Source organism: Haloimpatiens lingqiaonensis (genome assembly GCF_901447495.1).
In the GTDB taxonomy this organism is placed as follows: Bacteria; Bacillota; Clostridia; order Clostridiales; family Clostridiaceae; genus Haloimpatiens; species Haloimpatiens lingqiaonensis.
Window position 1 is genome coordinate 57,663 of the sequence record NZ_CABDWS010000004.1, and the last position, 22,309, is coordinate 79,971.

13 protein-coding genes, 1 pseudogene and 1 other annotated feature are annotated in these 22,309 nt (G+C 30.5%); of the genes and pseudogenes, 8 read left to right on the forward strand and 6 right to left on the reverse strand.

Features of this window, described 5'->3' with window-relative positions; genetic code table 11:
* Nucleotides 1-352 precede the first annotated feature (352 nt).
* Nucleotides 353-4,639, forward strand: coding sequence for a 2-hydroxyacyl-CoA dehydratase (locus FGK85_RS01620; RefSeq protein WP_138203133.1), 4,287 nt, complete (start codon nucleotides 353-355; stop codon nucleotides 4,637-4,639).
* Between the two features lie 926 nt (nucleotides 4,640-5,565).
* Here FGK85_RS01620 and FGK85_RS01625 read toward each other — a convergent pair.
* On the reverse strand, nucleotides 5,566-6,585 hold the full coding sequence (locus FGK85_RS01625) for an ABC transporter substrate-binding protein (RefSeq protein ID WP_138203135.1): 1,020 nt from the start codon (nucleotides 6,583-6,585) through the stop codon (nucleotides 5,566-5,568).
* Nucleotides 6,586-6,884: 299 nt separating this feature from the next.
* Nucleotides 6,885-8,324, reverse strand: coding sequence for a cardiolipin synthase (gene cls, locus FGK85_RS01630; RefSeq protein ID WP_138203158.1), 1,440 nt, complete (start codon nucleotides 8,322-8,324; stop codon nucleotides 6,885-6,887).
* Nucleotides 8,325-8,831: 507 nt separating this feature from the next.
* Nucleotides 8,832-9,142: a binding site (T-box leader), on the forward strand.
* Between the two features lie 165 nt (nucleotides 9,143-9,307).
* Between cls and FGK85_RS01635 the strand changes: the two genes are divergently transcribed.
* From FGK85_RS01635 to FGK85_RS01645, 3 genes are all read left to right on the forward strand, one after another.
* On the forward strand, nucleotides 9,308-11,956 hold the full coding sequence (locus FGK85_RS01635) for a valine--tRNA ligase (RefSeq protein WP_138203137.1): 2,649 nt from the start codon (nucleotides 9,308-9,310) through the stop codon (nucleotides 11,954-11,956).
* 624 nt (nucleotides 11,957-12,580) lie between these two features.
* On the forward strand, nucleotides 12,581-13,891 hold the full coding sequence (locus FGK85_RS01640; RefSeq protein ID WP_138203139.1) for a bifunctional folylpolyglutamate synthase/dihydrofolate synthase: 1,311 nt from the start codon (nucleotides 12,581-12,583) through the stop codon (nucleotides 13,889-13,891).
* 337 nt (nucleotides 13,892-14,228) lie between these two features.
* Nucleotides 14,229-14,411, forward strand: a complete 183-nt coding sequence (locus FGK85_RS01645; protein WP_138203141.1) for a hypothetical protein — start codon at nucleotides 14,229-14,231, stop codon at nucleotides 14,409-14,411.
* 1,076 nt (nucleotides 14,412-15,487) lie between these two features.
* Here the strand turns inward: FGK85_RS01645 and FGK85_RS01650 are convergent.
* Nucleotides 15,488-15,730, reverse strand: coding sequence for a TIGR03905 family TSCPD domain-containing protein (locus FGK85_RS01650; protein ID WP_138203143.1), 243 nt, complete (start codon nucleotides 15,728-15,730; stop codon nucleotides 15,488-15,490).
* A 272-nt stretch (nucleotides 15,731-16,002) separates the two neighbouring features.
* Between FGK85_RS01650 and FGK85_RS01655 the strand changes: the two genes are divergently transcribed.
* Nucleotides 16,003-16,884 carry a YncE family protein gene (locus tag FGK85_RS01655; protein ID WP_138203145.1) on the forward strand — a complete coding sequence of 294 codons (882 nt, stop codon included), beginning with the start codon at nucleotides 16,003-16,005 and terminating at the stop codon, nucleotides 16,882-16,884.
* Here FGK85_RS01655 and FGK85_RS01660 read toward each other — a convergent pair.
* Nucleotides 16,881-17,414 carry a DUF4364 family protein gene (locus FGK85_RS01660; RefSeq protein WP_138203147.1) on the reverse strand — a complete coding sequence of 178 codons (534 nt, stop codon included), beginning with the start codon at nucleotides 17,412-17,414 and terminating at the stop codon, nucleotides 16,881-16,883. The genes FGK85_RS01655 and FGK85_RS01660 overlap by 4 nt on opposite strands.
* Nucleotides 17,415-17,578: 164 nt before the next feature.
* Here FGK85_RS01660 and pdaB point away from each other — a divergent pair, with 164 nt between their 5' ends.
* Both pdaB and FGK85_RS01670 read left to right on the forward strand, forming a co-directional pair.
* Entirely contained in the window at nucleotides 17,579-18,343 is a 765-nt protein-coding gene (gene pdaB, locus FGK85_RS01665; protein WP_138203149.1) for a polysaccharide deacetylase family sporulation protein PdaB, read from the forward strand.
* Between the two features lie 221 nt (nucleotides 18,344-18,564).
* Nucleotides 18,565-19,236, forward strand: coding sequence for a single-stranded DNA-binding protein (locus FGK85_RS01670; protein WP_171011298.1), 672 nt, complete (start codon nucleotides 18,565-18,567; stop codon nucleotides 19,234-19,236).
* A 60-nt stretch (nucleotides 19,237-19,296) separates the two neighbouring features.
* Here FGK85_RS01670 and dapD read toward each other — a convergent pair whose 3' ends face one another.
* Entirely contained in the window at nucleotides 19,297-20,007 is a 711-nt protein-coding gene (gene dapD, locus FGK85_RS01675; RefSeq protein ID WP_138203153.1) for a 2,3,4,5-tetrahydropyridine-2,6-dicarboxylate N-acetyltransferase, read from the reverse strand.
* A gap of 302 nt (nucleotides 20,008-20,309) precedes the next feature.
* On the opposite strand from dapD, the gene FGK85_RS01680 reads away from it, so the two are divergent.
* Nucleotides 20,310-21,458: an aminotransferase class I/II-fold pyridoxal phosphate-dependent enzyme gene (locus FGK85_RS01680; RefSeq protein WP_138203154.1), complete on the forward strand. Its 1,149-nt coding sequence runs from the start codon at nucleotides 20,310-20,312 to the stop codon at nucleotides 21,456-21,458.
* A 242-nt stretch (nucleotides 21,459-21,700) separates the two neighbouring features.
* Here FGK85_RS01680 and dapB read toward each other — a convergent pair.
* A pseudogene (dapB, locus tag FGK85_RS01685) lies at nucleotides 21,701-22,192 on the reverse strand (4-hydroxy-tetrahydrodipicolinate reductase); the annotation flags it as partial.
* Between the last annotated feature and the right edge of the window lie 117 nt (nucleotides 22,193-22,309).

Sequence of the window (22,309 nt, forward strand, 5' to 3'; positions counted from 1 at the left end):
ATAGTTTAGTATATGAAAAAGGGTGTTATAGTGTTATATTGTTTTTTCTGTAGTATCTTTAAACAAGAAGACACCACTTCAGCGTGAGGAATTGGTGGAGAGTTCACAGGAAGATATTACATATGAAGAAGCATGTTCTAGAGTTATTAAACTGATTATTAATGATATTCACTATGATAAATAGTGATAATGTAAAACCATATTAAAATATCCTAAAAATTTAACTAAAGCATTAGATTCTTAAAGTTGAAATTTTTATATGTGTGTACTAAAATGATATAATCATGGATAAATATAATATATAGATATAAAAGAAATAAATGTAAAATAGTAAATAATGGAGAAGATGATTATGAAAAAAATGTTTCATTTAGGTCTAGATGTAGGTTCTACCACAGTTAAATTAGTAGTTTTAAATGGACAAGATGAAGTAGTTTATAGTAAATATCAAAGACATTATTCAGACATAAAAAAAACAATAGTGGATGTTGTAGACGAAGCTTATGCTAAGTTTAAAAATAGTTACATAACTATAAAGGTCACTGGCTCTGGAGGGTTGGGTGTTTCAAAATGGCTATCCATAGGATTTATACAGGAAGTAGTTGCGAGTACTAAAGCTATAAAAAAACACATACCAAATACAGATGTGGCCATTGAACTTGGTGGCGAGGATGCAAAAATAACATATTTTGATTCGGGTATAGAGCAGAGAATGAATGGTACCTGTGCAGGGGGTACAGGTGCATTTATTGATCAAATGGCAGCACTTTTGCAAACAGATGCTATGGGGCTGAATAAGTATGCGGAAAATTATAAGGTGATTTATCCTATTGCTGCTAGGTGTGGAGTTTTTGCTAAAACAGATATTCAACCACTTTTAAATGAGGGAGCAGCAAAAGAGGACATAGCTGCGTCTATATTTCAAGCAGTAGTGAATCAAACTATAAGTGGACTTGCTTGTGGAAAGCCCATAAGAGGAAATGTGGCTTTTCTTGGAGGACCATTGTACTTCCTAAAGGGTCTAAGAGATAGATTTATAGAAACCTTAAATCTAAAGGATGAACAGGTGATTTTTCCAAATAATTCACAATTATTTGTAGCGCTAGGGGCAGCTATCTCATCTAAAGAAGAAGAGAAAATTTTAGCTGAAGATTTAATGGATAAATTAAGAAATAAGGAATTTAAAGGTGAGCAGGAAGTTCACCGATTAAGACCACTTTTCTTAAATCAGGAAGAATTACTAGAGTTCAGAAAAAGACATGAATATACTAGGGTTGGAAGAAAGGATTTGAGTCAGTATAGTGGAAATTGTTTTCTTGGAATAGATGCAGGTTCTACCACTACAAAAGCGGCACTTATAAGTGATGAGGGACAACTTATTTATTCTTACTATGGAAGCAATGGAGGTAATCCACTACTTTCCACAATAAATATATTAAAGGATTTGTATGGTAAGTTACCCAAAGAAGCCTGTATAGTTAATTCTACTGTAACAGGATATGGAGAGGGACTTATAAAAGCTGCCATGAAGGTGGATATAGGAGAAATAGAAACAGTTGCTCACTATAAGGCAGCAGAATTTTTCCTACCATCAGTAGACTTCATACTAGATATTGGTGGACAAGATATGAAATGCTTGAGAATTAAAGATGGTGTTATTAACAGCATAATGTTAAATGAAGCTTGTTCATCAGGATGTGGCTCTTTTATAGAAACTTTTGCACATTCATTAAATATGTCTGTACAGGATTTTGCAAAGGAGGCTCTTAAGGCTGAAAGCCCAGTGGATCTAGGTTCAAGATGTACTGTATTTATGAATTCAAGAGTTAAACAGGCACAAAAGGAGGGAGCTTCTGTAGGAGATATATCTGCGGGACTTTCTTATTCTGTAATTAAGAATGCTCTTCAAAAGGTAATTAAAATAAGAAATCCAGAAGAAATGGGAGAAAATATTATAGTCCAAGGAGGAACCTTCTATAACGATGCGGTTTTAAGAAGTTTTGAACTTATTTCAGGAAGAGAGGCTATAAGACCAGATATTGCAGGTATAATGGGTGCCTTTGGCGCTGCAATTATAGCTAAGGAGAGATACCAGCAAGGCAGAGAAAGTACTCTTTTAAAAGCTAACCAATTAGAAGATTTTAAATGTGAAATGGAAATGAGAAGGTGCGGCTTGTGCGGAAATAACTGTATGCTCACTGTAAATAAGTTTTCAGATGGAAGAGAATTTATATCAGGAAATAGATGTGAAAGAGGAGCAGGTATAAAGGATAAGAAAGAAAAGCTTCCAAATTTATTTGATTATAAGTATAAAAGAACATTTTCCTATGCTCCTTTAAAGAAGGAAGAGGCTAAAAGGGGAGTTATAGGAATACCAAGGGTTCTTAATATTTATGAAAATTACCCATTTTGGTTTACATTTTTAACAGGCTTAGGATTTAGAGTGGAACTATCCTGTCGTTCAACTAGAAAAGTATACGAAATGGGCATAGAAACTATTCCATCAGAATCCGTTTGTTATCCTGCTAAGATAGCACATGGTCACATAATGGATCTTATAAATAGAGGAGTTAATACAATATTTTATCCATGCATACCTTTTGAAAAGAAAGAAATAGATGGAGCAGATAATCACTACAATTGTCCTATAGTAACTTCTTATGCAGAGGTTATCAAAAACAATATGGACATTATAAAGGATAAGCATATTAAATTTATGAATCCATTCTTTTCATTAGATGACAAGAAAAAATTGGCTAAAAGGTTATATGATGAGTTTAAGGATTTTAAAGTAAGTAAGCAAGAAATAAATGAAGCCTTAGATAGGGCATGGATTGAAAGAGAAAAGGTAAAAGAGGATATAAGAAAAAAAGGTGAAGAGGTACTAGCTTATTTAGATACTACTGGTAAAAAAGGAATTGTATTGGCTGGAAGACCTTATCACATAGACCCAGAAATAAATCATGGACTTCCTAATTTGATAAATGAGTATGGCATGGCGGTTTTAACGGAGGATTCTGTATGTCATTTAGGTAAAATAAATAGACCTTTAAGAATTGTAGATCAATGGGTTTATCATTCAAGACTTTATGCTGCAGCAAGTTTTGTAGGTGAAAGGGATAATTTAGAGCTTATTCAGTTGAACTCCTTTGGATGCGGATTAGATGCGGTTACCACAGATCAAGTGCAGGAAATATTAAATGCCCATGGAAAAATATATACAGCTTTAAAGATAGACGAGGTTAATAATCTAGGAGCAGTTAGAATAAGAATCCGTTCTTTAAAGGCAGCCATGGATGAGAGAAACAAAAATGGATTAAAAGTAAAGAAAGCATCTACTGCTTTAGAAAAAGTTATCTTTACAGAAGAAATGAGAGAAAAGCATACCATATTAGCACCACAAATGTCTCCTATACATTTTCAATTTTTACAGGAGGCCATGAGATGTGGAGGATATAATTTAGAAATACTTCCAGCAGTAGACAATGAAGCTATAGAAGAGGGTCTTAAATATGTAAATAATGATGCCTGTTATCCTTCTATTATAGTAGTAGGTCAAATGATTAAAGCTTTAAAATCAGGAAAATATGATTTGAATAATACATCGGTGATAATATCTCAAACTGGCGGCGGATGCAGGGCTACTAATTATATAGGTTTTTTGAGGAAGGCCCTTAAGGATGCAGGACTTGAGCATATACCTGTAATATCATTAAATTTTGTTGGACTAGAAAAACAACCAGGATTTAAATTAGATATTTCCCTAGCTAAAAAATCCATGATGGCTTTAGTTTACGGAGATTTGCTTATGAGAGTGCTTTATAGAGTAAGACCTTACGAAAGAATAAAAGGTTCTGCTAACCAGTTGTATAGTAAGTGGGTTGAAAAATGTAAGAATTCTATAGATAAAGGCGATACTAAGTTATTCAATAAATATGTTTATGAAATAGTTGAGGATTTTGATAACTTAGAAATAAAGGATATTAAAAAGCCAAGGGTAGGTCTTGTAGGTGAGATACTTGTTAAATTCCATCCTACAGCCAATAATAATATAGTGGATATAATAGAGAGCGAAGGAGCAGAAGCAGTAATGCCTGACCTTACAGATTTTTGTCTATATGTAGCTTATAATTATCAGTATAGAAGAAAATATTTATCAGGCAGCAGAATGGCAGAGTTCTTTGGTAAAATAGGTATAAAATATATAGAACACTATAGAAAACATATGAAGCGAGCTTTACAAAATAGTAAAAGGTTCACTGCGCCTGCTACCATTGAAAAAATGGCAAAGGGAGCAAGAGAAATACTTTCCATAGGGAATCAAACAGGAGAAGGCTGGTTTTTAACAGCTGAAATGATAGAACTTATAGAAAGTGGAGCTAAAAATATAGTTTGTATGCAGCCTTTTGCATGCCTGCCAAACCACGTAACAGGTAAAGGCATGATAAAAGAGTTAAAGCGAAGATATAAGGGTGCCAATATTGTAGCAGTAGACTATGACCCAGGTGCCAGTGAAGTAAATCAATTGAACAGAATTAAACTTATGCTATCCACGGCCTTTGAAAATTTAGAAAATGAGGAAAAAACTCACCAAGTACAGTTTACTCAACAAGAAATAGCAGCCTCCAACGAAAGATGATAAGCATAAATTGCGGAGCAATTTATGGCTTAAGTGTGCTAGTGTGCCAGTGGGCTAGAGGGCTAGTAAAGGAGGATTTTCCTCCACTGCGTTACGGAAAATCTTTAATCAAATAAGTGGTATAGTGGGAAAAGGTATAACTGATTCATTAAATGAAGTGGTTATACCTTTGCTTTTAAGGGCTTAAAAAATCTTTTATTGGCGATAGCCAGGGAAAATATAGAAATATCAAATATCAAATATTAAATATTAAATATCAAATATCAAATAATGTTGAAATTCCTATGGAATTTCTTAAATTAGAATTTGTGGAGGAAGTAAGAAGTGACAAGTGACAATGGACAATTGAGAATTAAGTAAGGGTTAAGAAGTAATAGGTAAAATTTCAGAAGTTTAGCACTTAAAAAGTTTTTTGGACGTAGCCCACTGATTTATAATGAAAGATTTATTTTAATAAGTATCATATAACTTTTCGAAAGGCTCCGCCTAAAAAATATTATGAGCCCCTTATTTAATATTTGATATTTATTATTTATATATTTAGCCTGGCTATCGCCAATAAAAGATTATGAGCGCTTTTCTATTTATAGATTAAAGATTTTCTATAGCAAAGCGGCGGAAAATCATCCTTTAGTAGGCTGTCCCCCCCCGTGACCATATACGCATGAACTGAAAAATCTGATTTTAATGGAGTGATAAATGTGAAATTTAGGACTATTGAACTAGTCTTAGAACTTCTTTATTTGTCCATTTAAAGCACCGTTAAGAAGTTTTCATTGCTTGAGCGAGGAACGAGTGAGTTTGAAAACTTTAGGGGCTTTAAATGGACAAATATTAGAAGTTTTTGGCGTACTGTTCAAGTCCAAAATTTCACATTTATCACGGAATTAAAAGCAGATTTTTCCTATGCCATTACATCACTATCTCTATTTTGTGTTTTTCATTACTTTTTCTGCAAAACTGTTGTTGACTATCTTTTCAAAAGGTGGTCTTTGAGGTATTAGATCTGATTTATAGGATTGAATAATATCCATAAGTCTATTTAAGTCTTCTTTTTTCATAACTGGAGTTTCTGCAAAAGCATTTGTAGCTCTATAGTTTTTAATAACTTTAGATAGAATTTCTTCATCGCTGCCTGGGAAGAAACTTTTTATGGATTTAGCCACGTCTTTATCACTGTGATTCTTAACCCATAACTGAGATTTATGGATGGCTCTTGTAAACTTTTCTAATATTTCAGGGTTTTCTTTCATATATGATTTAGTAGAAAAATAACAGGTATATGGTATAGTACCGGCACTTTCTCCAATGGAGGCAACAATGTGACCTGAGTTATCCTTTTCTAGCAAACTGGCAGTAGGTTCAAAAAGAGCTACGTAATCGCCAGTACCAGATTTAAAAGCACCGGATGTGGCAGTGAAAGCTAAATTTGTAATTAGTTTAACATCTTTATTTGGGTCTATACCATGATTTTTAAGAACATATTCAAGAGACATTTCAGGCATGCCGCCAGGTCTACCACCTATTATGGTTTTTCCCTTTAGAGATTCCCAGTTAAAATTATCTTCTTTATTTCTACCCACTAAGAAGGAACCATCTGTTTGAGTTAATTGTGCAAATAATACAGGATAATCTTCTTTGTTTTGATTATAAATATATATAACCTGTTCTGGTCCACAAAAACCTATGTCTGCACTTTTACTTAATACTTGCTGCATGGTCTTATCAGCACCTTGTCCAGTACTTAGTTTTATGTCTATTCCTTCTTCCTTAAAGAAGCCCTCATTAATGGCTACGTACATAGGGGCATAAAAAACTGAACGCACTACTTCATTTAATTTGACAGTGGTTAAATTTTTATTTTTGTTATTACATCCATAAAGACAGGTAAAAGAAAGAACAAAAATAAGTGTAGTAATTAAATACTTAGAAATATTTTTTCGCATATATATCCTCCTATATGTTAATGATATGTTTTATAGTATGAATTAAGAGAATATTTTGCTACAGTAATATATGACCCTTAAGTATTTAATTTTCGCTCATAAATTTAAAGAGATATATTTAAATTAATAAGCGTTTTAAATTTAAAATTTAGAATGTAAAAGGGGCTGCCGCACTAAGAATAAATTCTACAACACATTGAGTTTGTTACTAAATTTCAAAGCAATTTATTGTATACAAATTTCTTATTGCCACAACCTCTTAAAGTGTGATTTTTCCTATGTATGATTATTAATATTTTTTAAAGAATAGGTGATAGCAATCTTGTAATGGATTCAAATATTTTACTGTAAAGTGGTCTGCTTTGAAAGCTTTGCAAGGTAACTTCTGTACAATATTCCATATCCTTTAAAAACTGATTTTCCATAGTGTTGCATATATTTCTATTGAATATAAAAGCATTGGTTTCAAAATTAAGTTTAAAGCTCCTTATATCCATATTAGCAGTACCAATACTACACACGGAGCTATCAGCCATAATGGCTTTGCAATGTATAAAGCCATTATTGTAAAGGTAAATCTTTACACCGCAGTCTAATAGATCTTTAACATAGGCATTAGCTGCCCAGCCCATAAATATATGGTCGGGATTTCCTGGTATCATAATTCGTACATCTTTTCCAGAGAGAGCGCATATTTTAAGGGCATTTAACATAGAGTCATCAGGTACAAAATAAGGAGATTGAAGGTAAAGAGTATTTTTAGCATGATTTATTATTTTAATATATCCATTTCTTATATGCTGCTCCTTAAGGTCAGGACCGCTGGACACTATTTGAAGTCCAACATTATCTTTATTAAAAGTATTGGAGATAAAGTATTTAGAGTAGTCATTTATATGCTCATTAGATGCATAGGTCCAATCCAGTAAAAATCTTTCTTCTAAGTCATTTATGGCATCACCTATTATTTTAATATGAGTATCTCTCCAATAACCTACTTTAGGGTCTTTACTTATGTACTCATTACCCACATTAAAACCGCCTAAAAAGGCAACTTCTCCATCTATTACAACTATTTTTCTGTGATTTCTATAATTTATTCTTCTATTTATAAAGGCAACCCTACTAGGAAAAAAGGAGGAAACTTTTCCACCAGCCTCAATAAGGGGATTAATTGTATTTTTAGTTATTTTTGAAGAGCCCATGGCATCAAATAGTAACTTTATTTCCACGCCTTCTTTAGCTTTTTCAGTAAGGGCATCTATTAGTTTTAATCCAAGGTCATCCTTTTGAATTATATAATATTCTATATGTATAAATTTTTTAGCGTTTTTTATTTGGTTAAATAATGCTTCAAATTTTTCTTTTCCATCAAAATATAATTGTACATGATTATTTTGTGTAAATATTGAGCCAGAACTTTTGTAAAGCATTCTTATGGTGTCTACGTTTTCTATGGCATCTATATCATATTTGTAAGAGGATCTTAGTTTTTTTAGATATTTACTTTTTTCATTATCTTCAATAATTTTTTTATTAAATATTTTTTCTCTGCTTAAATTTTGACCTAAAAATAAGTATACAATAAAACCAACTATAGGAAAAAATATAAGAATAAGAAGCCATGCCCAAGTAGTAGAGGGATTTCTTCTTTCAAAAAAGATTAAAAATATAGCTAACAAAATATTAATTAAAAAAATTATGGAACCTAAATTTCCAAGTGATATTGGTAAGTGCATGTATATCATTCCTTTCAATATATTTTCTATGATTATAATATTAATAATTTTCATATGAGTTTTTAATTATACTATTATTTTAGCGTATATTGCATATAATACAAATACTTAAACTCAATCTTTGCACGTGAATTTTAAGCTTTACATTATACAAAGTAAGAAGTAAAAATGAAAAAGTAATAGATAATAGGTAAGAAGTAAGAATTTCTTAACTGTTACTTACAAATTAATTATAAAAAACCCCTTGAGTTTTATCATTACCTCTTACTTTTTACTTATTTCCTATTTATTATTTCTTATCTTTTCTTATCTGCAAATTTGGAATTATAGTTAATTTTAAAAAGATTTGTACTCTTAATTTTTAATTTTTACTTTTACAATTTACTAGAAGCTTTCATCTTTGTGTTAGCAAGTGGTGAGCAGTTCAACAATTGTAGTAATTTGAAATATACCCTTGACATATAGTTAAATAGTATTATAATGTTAAATATATTCAAAATTAAAAAAGTAAAGGCTATGAAGAAGAGGAGTAGAGCATAAGGAATATTAAGAGAGGAAGATTCACCGGCTGAAAGATCTTCTATAGGAATTAGTTCGAAGGTAGCTTCTGAGTCTCTTTGCTGAAGTAGCAGTAGGCAAAGACGGTAAATCCGTTAAAAATTTTAAGAGCTTATAAATAAGTTTAAATAAATTTTATAGTCTAAGCAGTATATTAGTTATACTATGGAGTAAAATAGTTCATAGGGCACTGGAGGCTTGGTTTATAGTATAAATTATTTATAAGAATAAAGGTGGTACCACGCACTGTCGTCCTTTGGGATTGCAGTGTTTTTTTATTTATAAAAAATGCTAGCAGCAAATTTATTTTAGGTAAATAGAGTTTAGGTACTGGATTTTAGGGACTAGGGACTAATTAAATTAGGTACTGGTGGTTGGAGAATGATGAAAAACAGTATATTACGAAAAGGAAGGGAGAAAATAAAATGGAAGAAAATAAGAATATAGCAAAAACTTATGATCCTAAAGAATTCGAAGACAGAATATATGAAAATTGGATGGAAAAGGGGTATTTTACTCCAGAAGTAGATGAAAATAAAAAGCCTTATACAATAATAATGCCGCCACCAAACATAACAGGACAATTGCACTTAGGTCATGCTCTTGATGATACATTACAGGACTTTTTAATAAGAGTTAAAAGAATGCAAGGTTACAGTGCATTATATCTTCCAGGAGAAGATCATGCAAGTATAGCTACAGAAGTTAGAGTTGAAAAAGAACTTTTAAAACAAGGTCTTAACAAAAAAGAAATGGGAAGAGAGGCTTTCCTAGAAAAAGTTTGGGATTGGGCTGATGAATACAGAAATAGAATAAAGAATCAAATTCAAAAGCTAGGTGTTTCCTGTGACTTTACAAGAGAAAGATTTACCATGGACGAAAATTTAAACAAAGCTGTTAAAGAGGTTTTCGTTAAATTATATGAAGAAGGACTTATATACAAAGGAAACAGAATAACTAACTGGTGTCCAAAGTGCCAAACAGCTCTTTCAGATGCAGAAATAGAATATGAAGAGCAAAACGGAAATTTCTGGCATATAAAATATCCAGTAAAGGGTAGCAATGAATGGCTTGAAATAGCAACTACAAGACCAGAAACTATGCTTGGAGATACAGCAGTTGCAGTAAATCCTAAGGATGAAAGATATGCTCATTTAGTAGGAAAAACTTTAATACTTCCATTAGTAAATAGGGAAATTCCAATTGTAGCAGATGACTATGTAGATTTAGAGTTTGGTACAGGAGCAGTTAAGATAACACCAGCTCATGACCCAAATGACTTTGGAGTAGGACAAAGACACAATCTTCCACAAATAATAGTTATGAATGAAGATGGAACTATAAAGGATGGCTATGGAAGATATTCAGGAATGGATAGATATGAAGCTAGAAAAGCTATGGTTGAAGATTTAGATAAACAAGGCTTCCTAGTAAAAATAAAAGAACACAGCCATAATGTTGGATGTCACGACAGATGTGGATCTACAGTAGAGCCAATGCTTTCAAAACAATGGTATGTTAAAATGGCACCTCTTGCCAAGCCAGCTATAGATGCAGTTAAAGATGAAAAGATTAAATTCGTTCCAAAGAGATTTGATAAAATATACTATAACTGGATGGAAAACATTCAAGATTGGTGTATTTCAAGACAACTTTGGTGGGGACACAGAATTCCAGTTTGGTACTGTAAAGATTGTGGAGAAGTTATAGTAGCTAAAGATGAGCCAACTGCATGTACAAAATGTGGTAGTGCTAATTTAGAACAAGATAAAGACGTACTTGATACATGGTTCTCATCAGCACTTTGGCCATTTTCAACTTTAGGCTGGCCAGAAAAATCAGAGGACTTAAAGTATTTCTATCCAACAAGTACTCTTGTAACAGGCTACGATATAATATTCTTCTGGGTTGCTAGAATGATATTCTCAGGAATTCACAATATGGAAGACATACCATTTGAACATGTATTAATGCACGGTATAGTAAGAGACAGCCAAGGAAGAAAGATGTCTAAGTCATTAGGAAATGGAGTAGACCCATTAGAGATAATAGATAAATACGGTGCAGATGCCCTAAGATTTATGCTTATTACAGGAAATGCTGCTGGTAATGACATAAGATTCTATGAAGAAAAAGTTGAAGCAGCTAGAAACTTTGCAAATAAAGTATGGAATGCTTCAAGATTTGTTATGATGAATTTAGACAAAGATCTTATGGAAAAATACAAAGATTGTAAGGATTACACTATAGCTGATAGATGGATTCTTTCAAGAATGAACAATTTAGTAAAAGAAGTTACAGATAATATAGATAAATTTGAGCTTGGAATGGCTTCACAAAAGGTTTATGAATTTATGTGGAATGAATTCTGTGATTGGTATATAGAGCTTGTAAAACCAGTACTTTACGGTGAGGATGAAAAAGCAAAGGGAGTAGTATTTAACGTACTTCAACAAGTTCTAGTTACAGGACTTAAACTTCTACACCCTGTAATGCCATTTATAACTGAAGAAATATACACTCACTTAGATGAAAGCTTAGAAACTATAACTGTATCAAATTGGCCAGAATATAGTGAAGAACTTAATGATTCAGAAGCTGAAAAGAACATGAACTATATAATGGAAGCAATTACAGCTTTAAGAAATGTAAGAGCGGAGATGAATGTACCACCTTCTAAGAAAGCTAAAGTTATGGCTTGTGTAACAGAAGGAAAAGAAGCTTTTGAAGAAGGAAAGATTTATTTTGAAAAACTTGCTTCAGCTTCAGAATTTGTATTCTTGAATTCCAAGGAAGAAGCAGAAAATGCAGTTTCTACAGTTACTAAGGGAGCAGAATTGTATATGCCTTTACTTGACCTTGTAGATGTAGAAAAAGAATTAGAAAGATTAAATAAAGAAAAAGAAAAGCTACAAAAGGAAATAGAAAGAGTAGAAAAGAAACTCTCTAATGAAAAGTTTACAAGCAAAGCTCCAGAAGCTGTTGTAAATGAAGAAAGAGAAAAGGGAGAAAAATATAAAGAAATGTACAATGCAGTTATAGAAAGACTAGAATCACTAAAATCAATGAAGTAAGCATAAATTGTAAAGTCAGTGATATAGGAAAAATCTGCTTTTAATTCCGTGATAAATGTGAAATTTTGGACTGTGAACAATACGCCAAGAATTAAGTAAGAAGTAAGAGATTAGGTACTAGGTACTGGGTGCTAGGTGCTAGGAAAGGAGGATTTTCCTCCACTATGTTACGGAAAATCTTTAATTAAGAGAGATAGCGAGAAAGGCTGTAACTATTTCATTGAATGGAGTAGTTATAGCTTTTCTTTTTAAGCACTTTAAAAATCTTTTATTGGCGGCAGCCAGACTAAATATGTAGATATAATTAAGAACTAAACTTTCGCATATGAATTTCAAGTTCTAAATTGTTTTCTTAATTTAGAATTTAAAATTTAAAATGAATATTTAATTTCCTATGGAAGTTCGTTAATCTAGAACCTGTATACGTCTAGTATCTAAAATAACTGCCTAAATATTAAGAAATACTACTAATCTTTTTGGAGACTAGGGAGTGGGGACTAATATAAATCTAGTAAGCATAATGATTCATAAATTATCTACTGTTTTCAGCAATATATATATATTGAGAATTAGGGAAATATGTTATATTATTAGAGTGTATTTTATGTTTAGGGGGAGAACAATATGGATTACAAACAGGTAATGGATTATGTAAATAATACAGCACGTTTTGGAACAAATCTTGGGTTAAGTAGGACGGAAAAATTATTAGAAATTTTGGGGGAACCTCATAAAAAATTAAAATGTATACATATAGCAGGAACCAATGGGAAGGGCTCTACTACAGCTATGTTAAACCAAATACTAATAGAATCAGGATATAGGGTTGGGATGTACACATCACCTTATATTGAAGTATTTGAAGAGAGAATACAGATAAATGGTGAAAATATAACTAAAGAACAATTAGTTGATGTAATTAGTAGGGTGAAAGAAGCTGTAGATAAAGTTATAGAAATGGGATATGACCATCCAACACAGTTTGAGATTATAACTTGTGCTATGTATTTATATTTTTATGAGCAGAAAGTAGATTATGCGGTTATAGAAGTGGGAATGGGTGGTAGACTAGATTCTACTAATGTAATAAATCCTATTTTAACTATAATTACTTCTATAAGCTTTGATCATATGCAAGTTCTAGGAGACACTTTAGATAAAATAGCTGCAGAGAAGGCAGGTATAATAAAGAAAAATGTGCCTTTAGTTTTATATCCTCAAGAAGCTTCAGCAGAGAAGGTTATAGAAGAAATATGTAGTAAAAATAATAGCAGAATTATAAAGGTAAGTAAGGATTCTTGTAAGCATATAGAAAATATAAAAAATATAAAAGAAAATGGTGTACAGGCAGTAATGCAAAAACTGCAGATAAATACTAAAAAATGTACATATAATTTAATTCTATCCCTTTTAGGAAAACATCAAATAATTAACTGTGCAGTAGTAATAAATGCAGTGGAAGAATTAATAAATTTAGGGCTTAATATACCTAAAGATGCTATAGAAAAGGCTCTTAAAAATGTATCTTGGCCTGCTAGACTTGAAATTATGAAAAATAACCCTATGGTGGTCATAGATGGTGCTCACAATATAGATGGTATAATTAATATCACAGAGAGCATAGATACATATTTTAAATATGATAATTTAATATTAATTCTAGGTATATTGGCAGACAAACAAGTGGATTCTATGATAAAAGTCATAACTCCAAAAGCAAGTAGAGTTTTAACTGTAACTCCAAACAGTGAAAGAGCTGAACTTAGTGAGGATTTAAAGAAAGAAGTTTTAAAATATAATAAAAACTGTGAAGCTTTTTTAGATTACCAGGAAGCTTATAATAAAGCATTAGCTTATTGTGGAGAAAAGGATCTGCTTCTTATATGCGGCTCACTATATATGGTAGGAGATATGAGGAAAATAATTCGCAAATAAATTGTGACGGAAGTGGAATAGGAAAAATCTGCTTTTAATTCCGTGATAAATGTGAAATTTTTGACTGTGAACAATACGCCAAGAACTTCTAAATATTTGTCCATTTAAAGCCCCTAAAGTTTTCAAACTCACTCGTTCCTCGCTCAAGCAATGAAAACTTCTTAACGGTGCTTTAAATGGACAAATAAAGAGGTTCTAAGGCTAGTTCAATAGTCCTAAATTTCACATTTATCACTCCATTAAAAGCAGATTTTTCAGGTCATGCGTATATGGTCACGGGGAGAGAACAGCCTACTAAAGGATGATTTTCCTCCACTGCGTTACGGAAAATCTTTAATTGAATATAAGCAATGATATAGTGGGAAAAGGTATAACTGATTCATTAAATGAAGTGGTTATATCTTTTCTTTTTAAGGGCTTAAAAAATCTTTTATTGGCGATAGCCAGCGAAAATATAGAAATATTAAATATTAAATATCAAATATTAAATATCAAATATCAAATATCAAATATCAATTAATGTTGAAATTCCTATGGAATTTCTTAAATTAGAATTTGTGGAGAAAGTGAGAATTAAGTAAGAGGTAAAAAGTAAGAAGTAAAAAGTAAGAGTTAAGGGAGAGTTTCCTCCACTATGTTATGGAAAATCTTTAATTAAATAAAATGTAATAGTAAAACAAGCTATAAGGTAAAAAGTAAGAAGTTGAGCACTTAAAAAGTTTTTTTTGGCGTAGCCCGCTGATTTATAATAAAAGACTTATTATAGAAAATGGTTGGGATAATCTATTTTTAGTTAAAGCTTAAAATAAAAATGCAATTTGAAATTATTTATTAAGGTTATTACGGTTTTATGGGGTAAGTGAAAGTATAACTATTTTTGCAACCTATCGGTCTGCGGGCTGACCAGCCCTTTCTTTTTTATAAATTAAAGATTTTCTGAATAAAATGAAGAAAATCCACATTAATTGATATTTGATATCTGATATTTATATATTTAGCTTGGCTACCGCCAATAAAAGATTTAAGTTAAGCCCCAAAAGACAGATAATAAAAGTTCACATTGGAAAATTTTACTACATATCTTTTGAATTTAAAATTTTTCGTAATGGAATGAAGAAAAATTATCCTTAACTCTTACTTATTACTTCTTACCTTTTCTACTCTACAAACTAAGATTTATACAAACAATTGCCTTACGGTAAAATGAATCGAATTTTAATTACTATTTTATTTTAATAAGTATCATATAACTTTTCGAAAGGCTCCGCCTAAAAGATTATAAGCGCTTTTTTATTTATAAATTAAAGATTTTCTGAATAAAATGAAGAAAATCCACATTATTTGATATTTGATATTTGATATCTGATATTTATATATTTAGTCTGGCTATCGCCAATAAAAGATTTAATTTAAGTCCTAAAGATAGCTAACACAATTTCACAACGTGAAATTGTGTTAGCTATCTTTCTTACATTCTAAAATTTTTCGTAATGCAATGAAGAAAAATTATCCTTTACTAGCCCTCTGGTCCTCTAGTCCACTAGCCCACTAATTTTGGCCCACTAATTTTTCCTATGCCATTACGTCACAATTTTCTTAAAAATTGTGCTTTTTAAGTGCTTTAGCTAATTGATCAGGACAAGATGTGGATTTTGAACCGCAAGTAGTTCCTTCAAGTCTCTTTATAGCTTCATTTACATCCATGCCTTCTATAAGTTTAGAGATGCCTTTTAAATTTCCATCACATCCACCTATAAAGGAAACCTTTGTAACCTTTCCATCTATAATGTCAAAGTTTATTTCCCTAGAACATACTCCTTGTGTTAAATAATTAAACATAGAATCGCCTCCCGTAAAGTCAATATTATATTGAACTTATGCCAATTTAGTGTTTTTTGCTAATGCAATCTTAAATAATATACATAATAGCATAATACACAGTTTATAAACATGTACAGATAAAATTATATTTTATTAAGTGGTAGTTGTCTAGATAAAATAATTTGTCTAGGTAAAATAGTAAATTATAAATTTTAATTAAGAAATGGGATTATGTTATTACCAAAATGCTATGCTTCACCATAATATATGATTATAAGGGGGTGAAAAGTTTGAAATATTTATATGTATGTAATACTTCATCAGATTCTATTTCAAAGGTAGATTTGGATACATTTACCGAGGCAGATAAGATTTTATTAAAAAATGATTTTAAAAGAGTTGGTCCTCATGGAATTTGTATATGTAATAATTGTATTTTTACTGCTAATAACTACACCAATGGTATAAGTATCGTGGATATAAATAACAAAAGGAATATAGAAAATTATACTATAGGAATGCATTGTAATGATGTTAGGATTTTTAAAGATACAGCTTATGTTATATGTGGTAACTCGAATATTTTGGCAGCTTTTAATTTGAAGGAAAAGAAAATAGAAACTCAAATTCCATGTGGTAGTTTACCTCATAGCATGCATATAGACAAAATAAGAAATATAATGGTAATAGCAAACATGAATGATGATAGTATAACTATGGTTGATTGCAAAGATAATAAGGTTATTAAAAATATACGAGTTGGAGCATATCCTACAAAGGCAATTTTTTCGCCTAATGGAGATTATATATATGTTTGTGAGAGTAATTTGGGTTTAAATTCTAAGGGGAGTATTGCTATTATATCATTAAAAAATTTCCAAATATTAAATAGAGTTAAAGTGGGAAATAGCCCTGTAGATATGTTTTTAGATACTAAGTTTTGCTATGTTTCTAACTTTGGAGATGGCAGTGTAAGTATTGTAGATATGGCTAATGCTAAGGAGATTAAAGTAATACGGGTTGGTGGCATGCCTAGAGGAATAATGAGATTAAAAAATTATTTATATGTAGGAGATAATTATAATGATTTACTTATGAAAATAAATGTGGCAAGTGAAAGTAAAAAAGTCATATCCATAGGTGGAGAGCCCACTGGAATGACTTTAATTTAAATTTCTTCATTTATAAGCAGATCCATTATTTTATTATATAGGGTAGAAGAATGAGTTTTCCACTTGCTGCATAATTCTCTAGCTTGTTTGTTTGAGGGAACACCAATTTTTATGTCTATAAGAGTGTAGTCAGATTCTGAAGCTTTTAAATTTACTATAAAGTTATCAGAATTTTCGATGGTGTAATCAGCAGTTATAGTTAATTCTTTTTTTATATCCCTCATTTGTTTTTGCAAATATTCATCTATTGAACTAATTTTTTCAACAGATATTCTCTTTTGAAATAATGATAAAACCTTAGAGCCTTTTTCAGTTACATTAAGTCGGTGTTTATTATCCTTTTCTGTTTCTTCTATAAATTTAGAAGATAGTAATTCAGAGAGATATTGTTGAAGGCTAAAATAGTTCATAAAATTATTCTCTAGTACTATATTTGTAAGCTGCATGTTAGATATAGGAAGATGAATTTTTTCTAATATATATAATAAAAGTAGTTTATTTTCTGCTAATTCCAGGGTATCATCAAACATAATATCAGCCTCCCTTTTAGATAACTATAATCATTATAACATAAAAGATAAAAAGATAGAAACTGGTGATTTTACTACTTAGCAAAAAATTATAAAGAGTTTTTCATATTAATTTTATAATTTGAATATAGATTAAATAAAAAGCTGAACTTTGGAGGTCTTGTATGTCTAGTTTAAAAAAAATTAGAAATAATCCTTTAGGAATATTTTTAATTATATTTTTTGTTTTTTTAATTTTATTTATTATAACTTATTTTTTGAAATCTAAGGCAACTTGTTTTAATACAGGTAAAAAAATACCTATTTATTCAGTGGATACAAAGGAAAAAAAAGTAGCTATAACTTTTGATGCCAATTGGGGAGAAGATAATACTGAGGAGATATTAAAAATATTAGATAAATATAATGTAAAAGCTACATTTTTTTTAGTAGGAAAATGGATAGATGATTATCCAGAAAAAGCAGAAGAAATATTTAAAAGGGGACATGAATTAGGAAATCATTCAAATACCCATGCTGATTTGACAAAAGTATCAAAAGGGAGAATAACTCAGGAAATCCACCTATGTGACAGTAAGATAATGAAAATAACTGGAGAATTACCTAAGTTATTTAGATGTCCATCAGGAGCGTATAATGATTTAGCAGTAAATACGGTGGAGGAAAATAAGCATTATTGTATTCAATGGGATGTGGACAGCATAGATTGGAAAGAACAGGGAAGTGATATAGAGTATAGTAGGGTTATGAAAAAAGTTAAGCCAGGATCCATATTATTGTTTCATAATAATGCTAAGTATACTCCTAAAAATTTAGCTAGGATAATAGAAAACTTGCAAAATGATGGATATAATTTTGTAAGGGCAGGAGATTTGATTTATAAAGAGAATTATTATATAGACTACCTAGGGAAACAAATTAGTAAATGAAATCATTTATTTTCTTAAATAATATGCAAAACAACTTTCATTTTTTTAAAAATACAGTTAAAATTTGAATGATGTATTGTAAAATATATGTGATTTGTATTATAATGGCAATAAAGTTTCCTATAAAAATAATTTTTATATATAAATAGTAATAATATAGAAAATATTAGAATATTTTATAGTGTATAAAACATAAAAACTAAGGGGAAAGAGGGATTGTGATGGACAATTTAATGATGAACAACAAAATATATTTGGAGGGAACTATGGCTAATGATTTAGAGTTTAGCCATGAGATGTATGGAGAAGGCTTCTATAATTTTATATTAGAAGTTCCACGATTAAGTAATTCAAGAGACATTCTTAATATTACTGTTTCAGAAAGACTTATAACAGGCATGAATTTAGAACCAGGGTGTCAATTATGTGTAGAGGGGCAGTTAAGATCATACAATAAGTACGTAGATGGAGCTAACAGACTTATATTAACGGTTTTCGCTAGAGATGTAAGGTATTGCTTGGAAAAAAGCAAAAACCCAAATATGATATTTCTTGATGGGTATATTTGTAAAAAACCTATATATAGACTTACTCCTTTTGGAAGAGAAATATCAGATATGCTTTTAGCAGTAAATAGACCATATAATAAATCAGATTATATACCTACTATAGCATGGGGAAGAAATTCAAGATTTTGTAAGACTTTAGAAATAGGAGATAATATAAGAATTTGGGGAAGACTGCAAAGTAGAGAGTATCAAAAGAAAGTATCTGAAGAAAAAGTTATAAGTAAAGTAGCTTATGAGGTTTCTATATCTAAAATGGAAAGAGTAAATAGTGAAAATGAAGTTATTGACAGCAGTGAAAACGATTTAGAAGAAGACGCTATTTAATATTTAAACAAGGAAAAACCCACTAGATACAAATAAATTGGCATAGTGGGTTTATTTTTATTATTTCCTTAAATCATCTAATATTTGAGTTTTATTTTTAGTATTTTCATCTACTGTTTTTACTATTTTAGCAGGGGAACCAGCCACAACTACATTTTCAGGTACGTCGCTTACAACTACCGAGCCTGCTGCTACTACAGCACCCTTTCCTATCTTTACTCCCTCTAAAATAACTGCATTGGCACCTATTAAAACATTATCTTCTATAATACATGGTGATTTACTAGGTGGTTCTAAAACCCCAGCCACAACTGCTCCGGCTCCTAGATGAACCTTGCGTCCTATTTGAGCTCTAGCGCCCACTACAGCATTCATATCTATCATAGTTTCTTCACCAATTTCAGCACCTATGTTTATAACTGCCCCCATCATTATAACAGCTTTATCTTTTATAAGGGCTTTGTCTCTTATTATAGCACCTGGTTCAATTCTAGCATTTACATTTCTAAGGTCTAAAAGGGGAATAGCGGAATTTCTTCTATCCTGTTCAATTTTTATGCTTTCTATCTTATCTTTATTTTTTTCTATAAATTTAGATATGTTTTCACTTTCACCAAATAGTATATGTAAATTGCCACTAGAAAAATCCTCTATATTATCAAAAGAACATTGACTTAGGTCTCCTTTAATATATGCTTTTATAGGGGTGGATTTTTCAGCTTCTTTTATATACCTGGCTAATTCATATGGATCCGTTAAATTGTAAGACATTTTAATAACGTTATACAAAACTTATAAAAATAAGTTTCGCTAACGATTCACCTCCTTTATTATATTTTTTAATATACTTTCTTCTATCATACCATTATAATAAATAATATCTTCAATTTAAAGAGAAAATATACCAAATTAATATATTGAACAATCATTTTAAATTTTACATTATAAATCAAAAAAAGATATTGTATAATAAGTATAGCGTATTGTGTAAATAAATTTGTATACTTCATTATAGAAGGGTACAGTATTAAAGTATATGGTTCTAAATAAAATGCAAATTAGAGGTGAAGGTATTGAAAAAAATTATAGCTGAAAATGTAAATAAGATAGAGATTTCCGGTATAAGAAAGTTTTTTAATAAGGTATCGCAATATGAAAATGTTATTTCTCTTACATTGGGCCAGCCGGATTTTAAAGTTCCTAAAGGGGTAAAAGCGGCTATGATAAAGGCCATAAATGAAGATAAAACTACATATACACCCAATGCAGGCATTAAAGAATTAAGAGAAGAAATAAGTAAATATTTAAAAACTTTAAATATAAATTATAATTCAGATGAGGTTTGTGTAACTGTAGGAGGAAGTGAAGGATTATATGCGGCCTTTGCAGCGGTAATTAATCCTAAAGATAAGGTATTAATACCTTCTATAGCATACCCTGCTTATGAAAGTTGCGTTAATCTTTTAGGTGGAACAGTTTTAAATTTCAAATTAGATGAACAGTTTAATATTGATATGGAAAATTTAAAAAGGATAATAAGGGAAGAAAAACCTAAGGTATTAGTATTATCATATCCATCTAATCCTACAGGTGCTGTGCTTACAGAAAAATTAAGAAATGAAATATATACCTTGATAAAGGAAAATGATATTTTAGTCATAACTGATGAAATATATAGTTCAATATGCTTTAATGAAAAATATTATTCTATAGCTTCTTATGAAGATATAAAGGAAAAAATAATTTTTGTAGGTGGATTTTCAAAAATGTTCTCCATGACAGGACTTAGAATAGGATATGTATGTGCTTATAAAAATATATTAGATAGCATAATTAAAGTACATCAATACAATGTGTCTTGTGCTACATCTATAAGTCAATACGGAGTTTTAGAAGGACTTAGAAATTGCATGGAAGATGTAGAGTATATGAAATGTGAATTTAAGAAAAGAAGAGATTACGTATATAATAGTCTTTTAAATATGGGGTTAGAAGTAATTAAGCCAGAAGGAGCTTTTTATTTATTTCCTTCTATTAAAAAATTTAATATATCCAGTGAAGAGTTTTGTGATAGGCTTCTTAAGGAGCAAGGTGTTGCTATAGTACCAGGATCTGCCTTTGGAAAAGGTGGAGAGGGATATATTAGGATTTCTTATTGCTATAGTGGGGAAGAATTAGAAAAAGCATTAGACGGACTTGAAAAGTTTATATACAACATGTAAGAATGTTGCGACGCAACATTCTTATAATTGACAATTGACAGTTGACAGTTGACAATTATGGATGTTTTGCTAATGCAAAACTAAAATTAAAAACAGAAAAAGACCTAAATATAGATAAATTCTATGTTTAGGTCTTTTAAAATTTTAGTTTTTCTGTAAGAAAAACTTCATTCATTGTCCATTGTCAATTGTCCATTGTCAATTGTCCATTGTCAATTATAAAATTGCGTCGCAATTTATATTTATTTTGTACTTAAAACGTGGTCCATGGAGTAAAGTCCTGGAGTTTTTCCGCATATAAACTTACATGCCTTAAGAGCTCCTACTGCAAAAACTTCTCTAGAAAGAGCTGTATGTTTAAGCTCTATAATTTCTCCATTACCTGCAAATATAACCTCATGTTCTCCAACTATAGAACCGCCTCTTATAGCGTGAACACCTATTTCTTTTTCTTCTCTTTTAGAAATTCCACTTCTGCCAAATTTATATTCAGTTTCTTCTTTTATGGATTCCCTTATGGTATCTCCTAAAAGAAGGGCAGTACCACTTGGTGCATCTACCTTTTGATTGTGATGTTTTTCAATTATTTCTATATCAAAATCTTCATAAAGTAGAGCACTTATATTTCTTAGTACATTGTTTATAACATTTATTCCTATGGACATGTTAGCTGAACGGAAAATAGGAATTCTTTTACTGTATTCATTTATTTTGTCAATCTGTTCCGTTGCATAAAACTTATAAAAAGTTATAAATATATAAATTTTACTTGCGTTATTCGTTACCAAATAACATTTCCTGCTCATAGAGTTCTATTTTGAATAATTAATTATTCTACTCTAGTTTGTGTA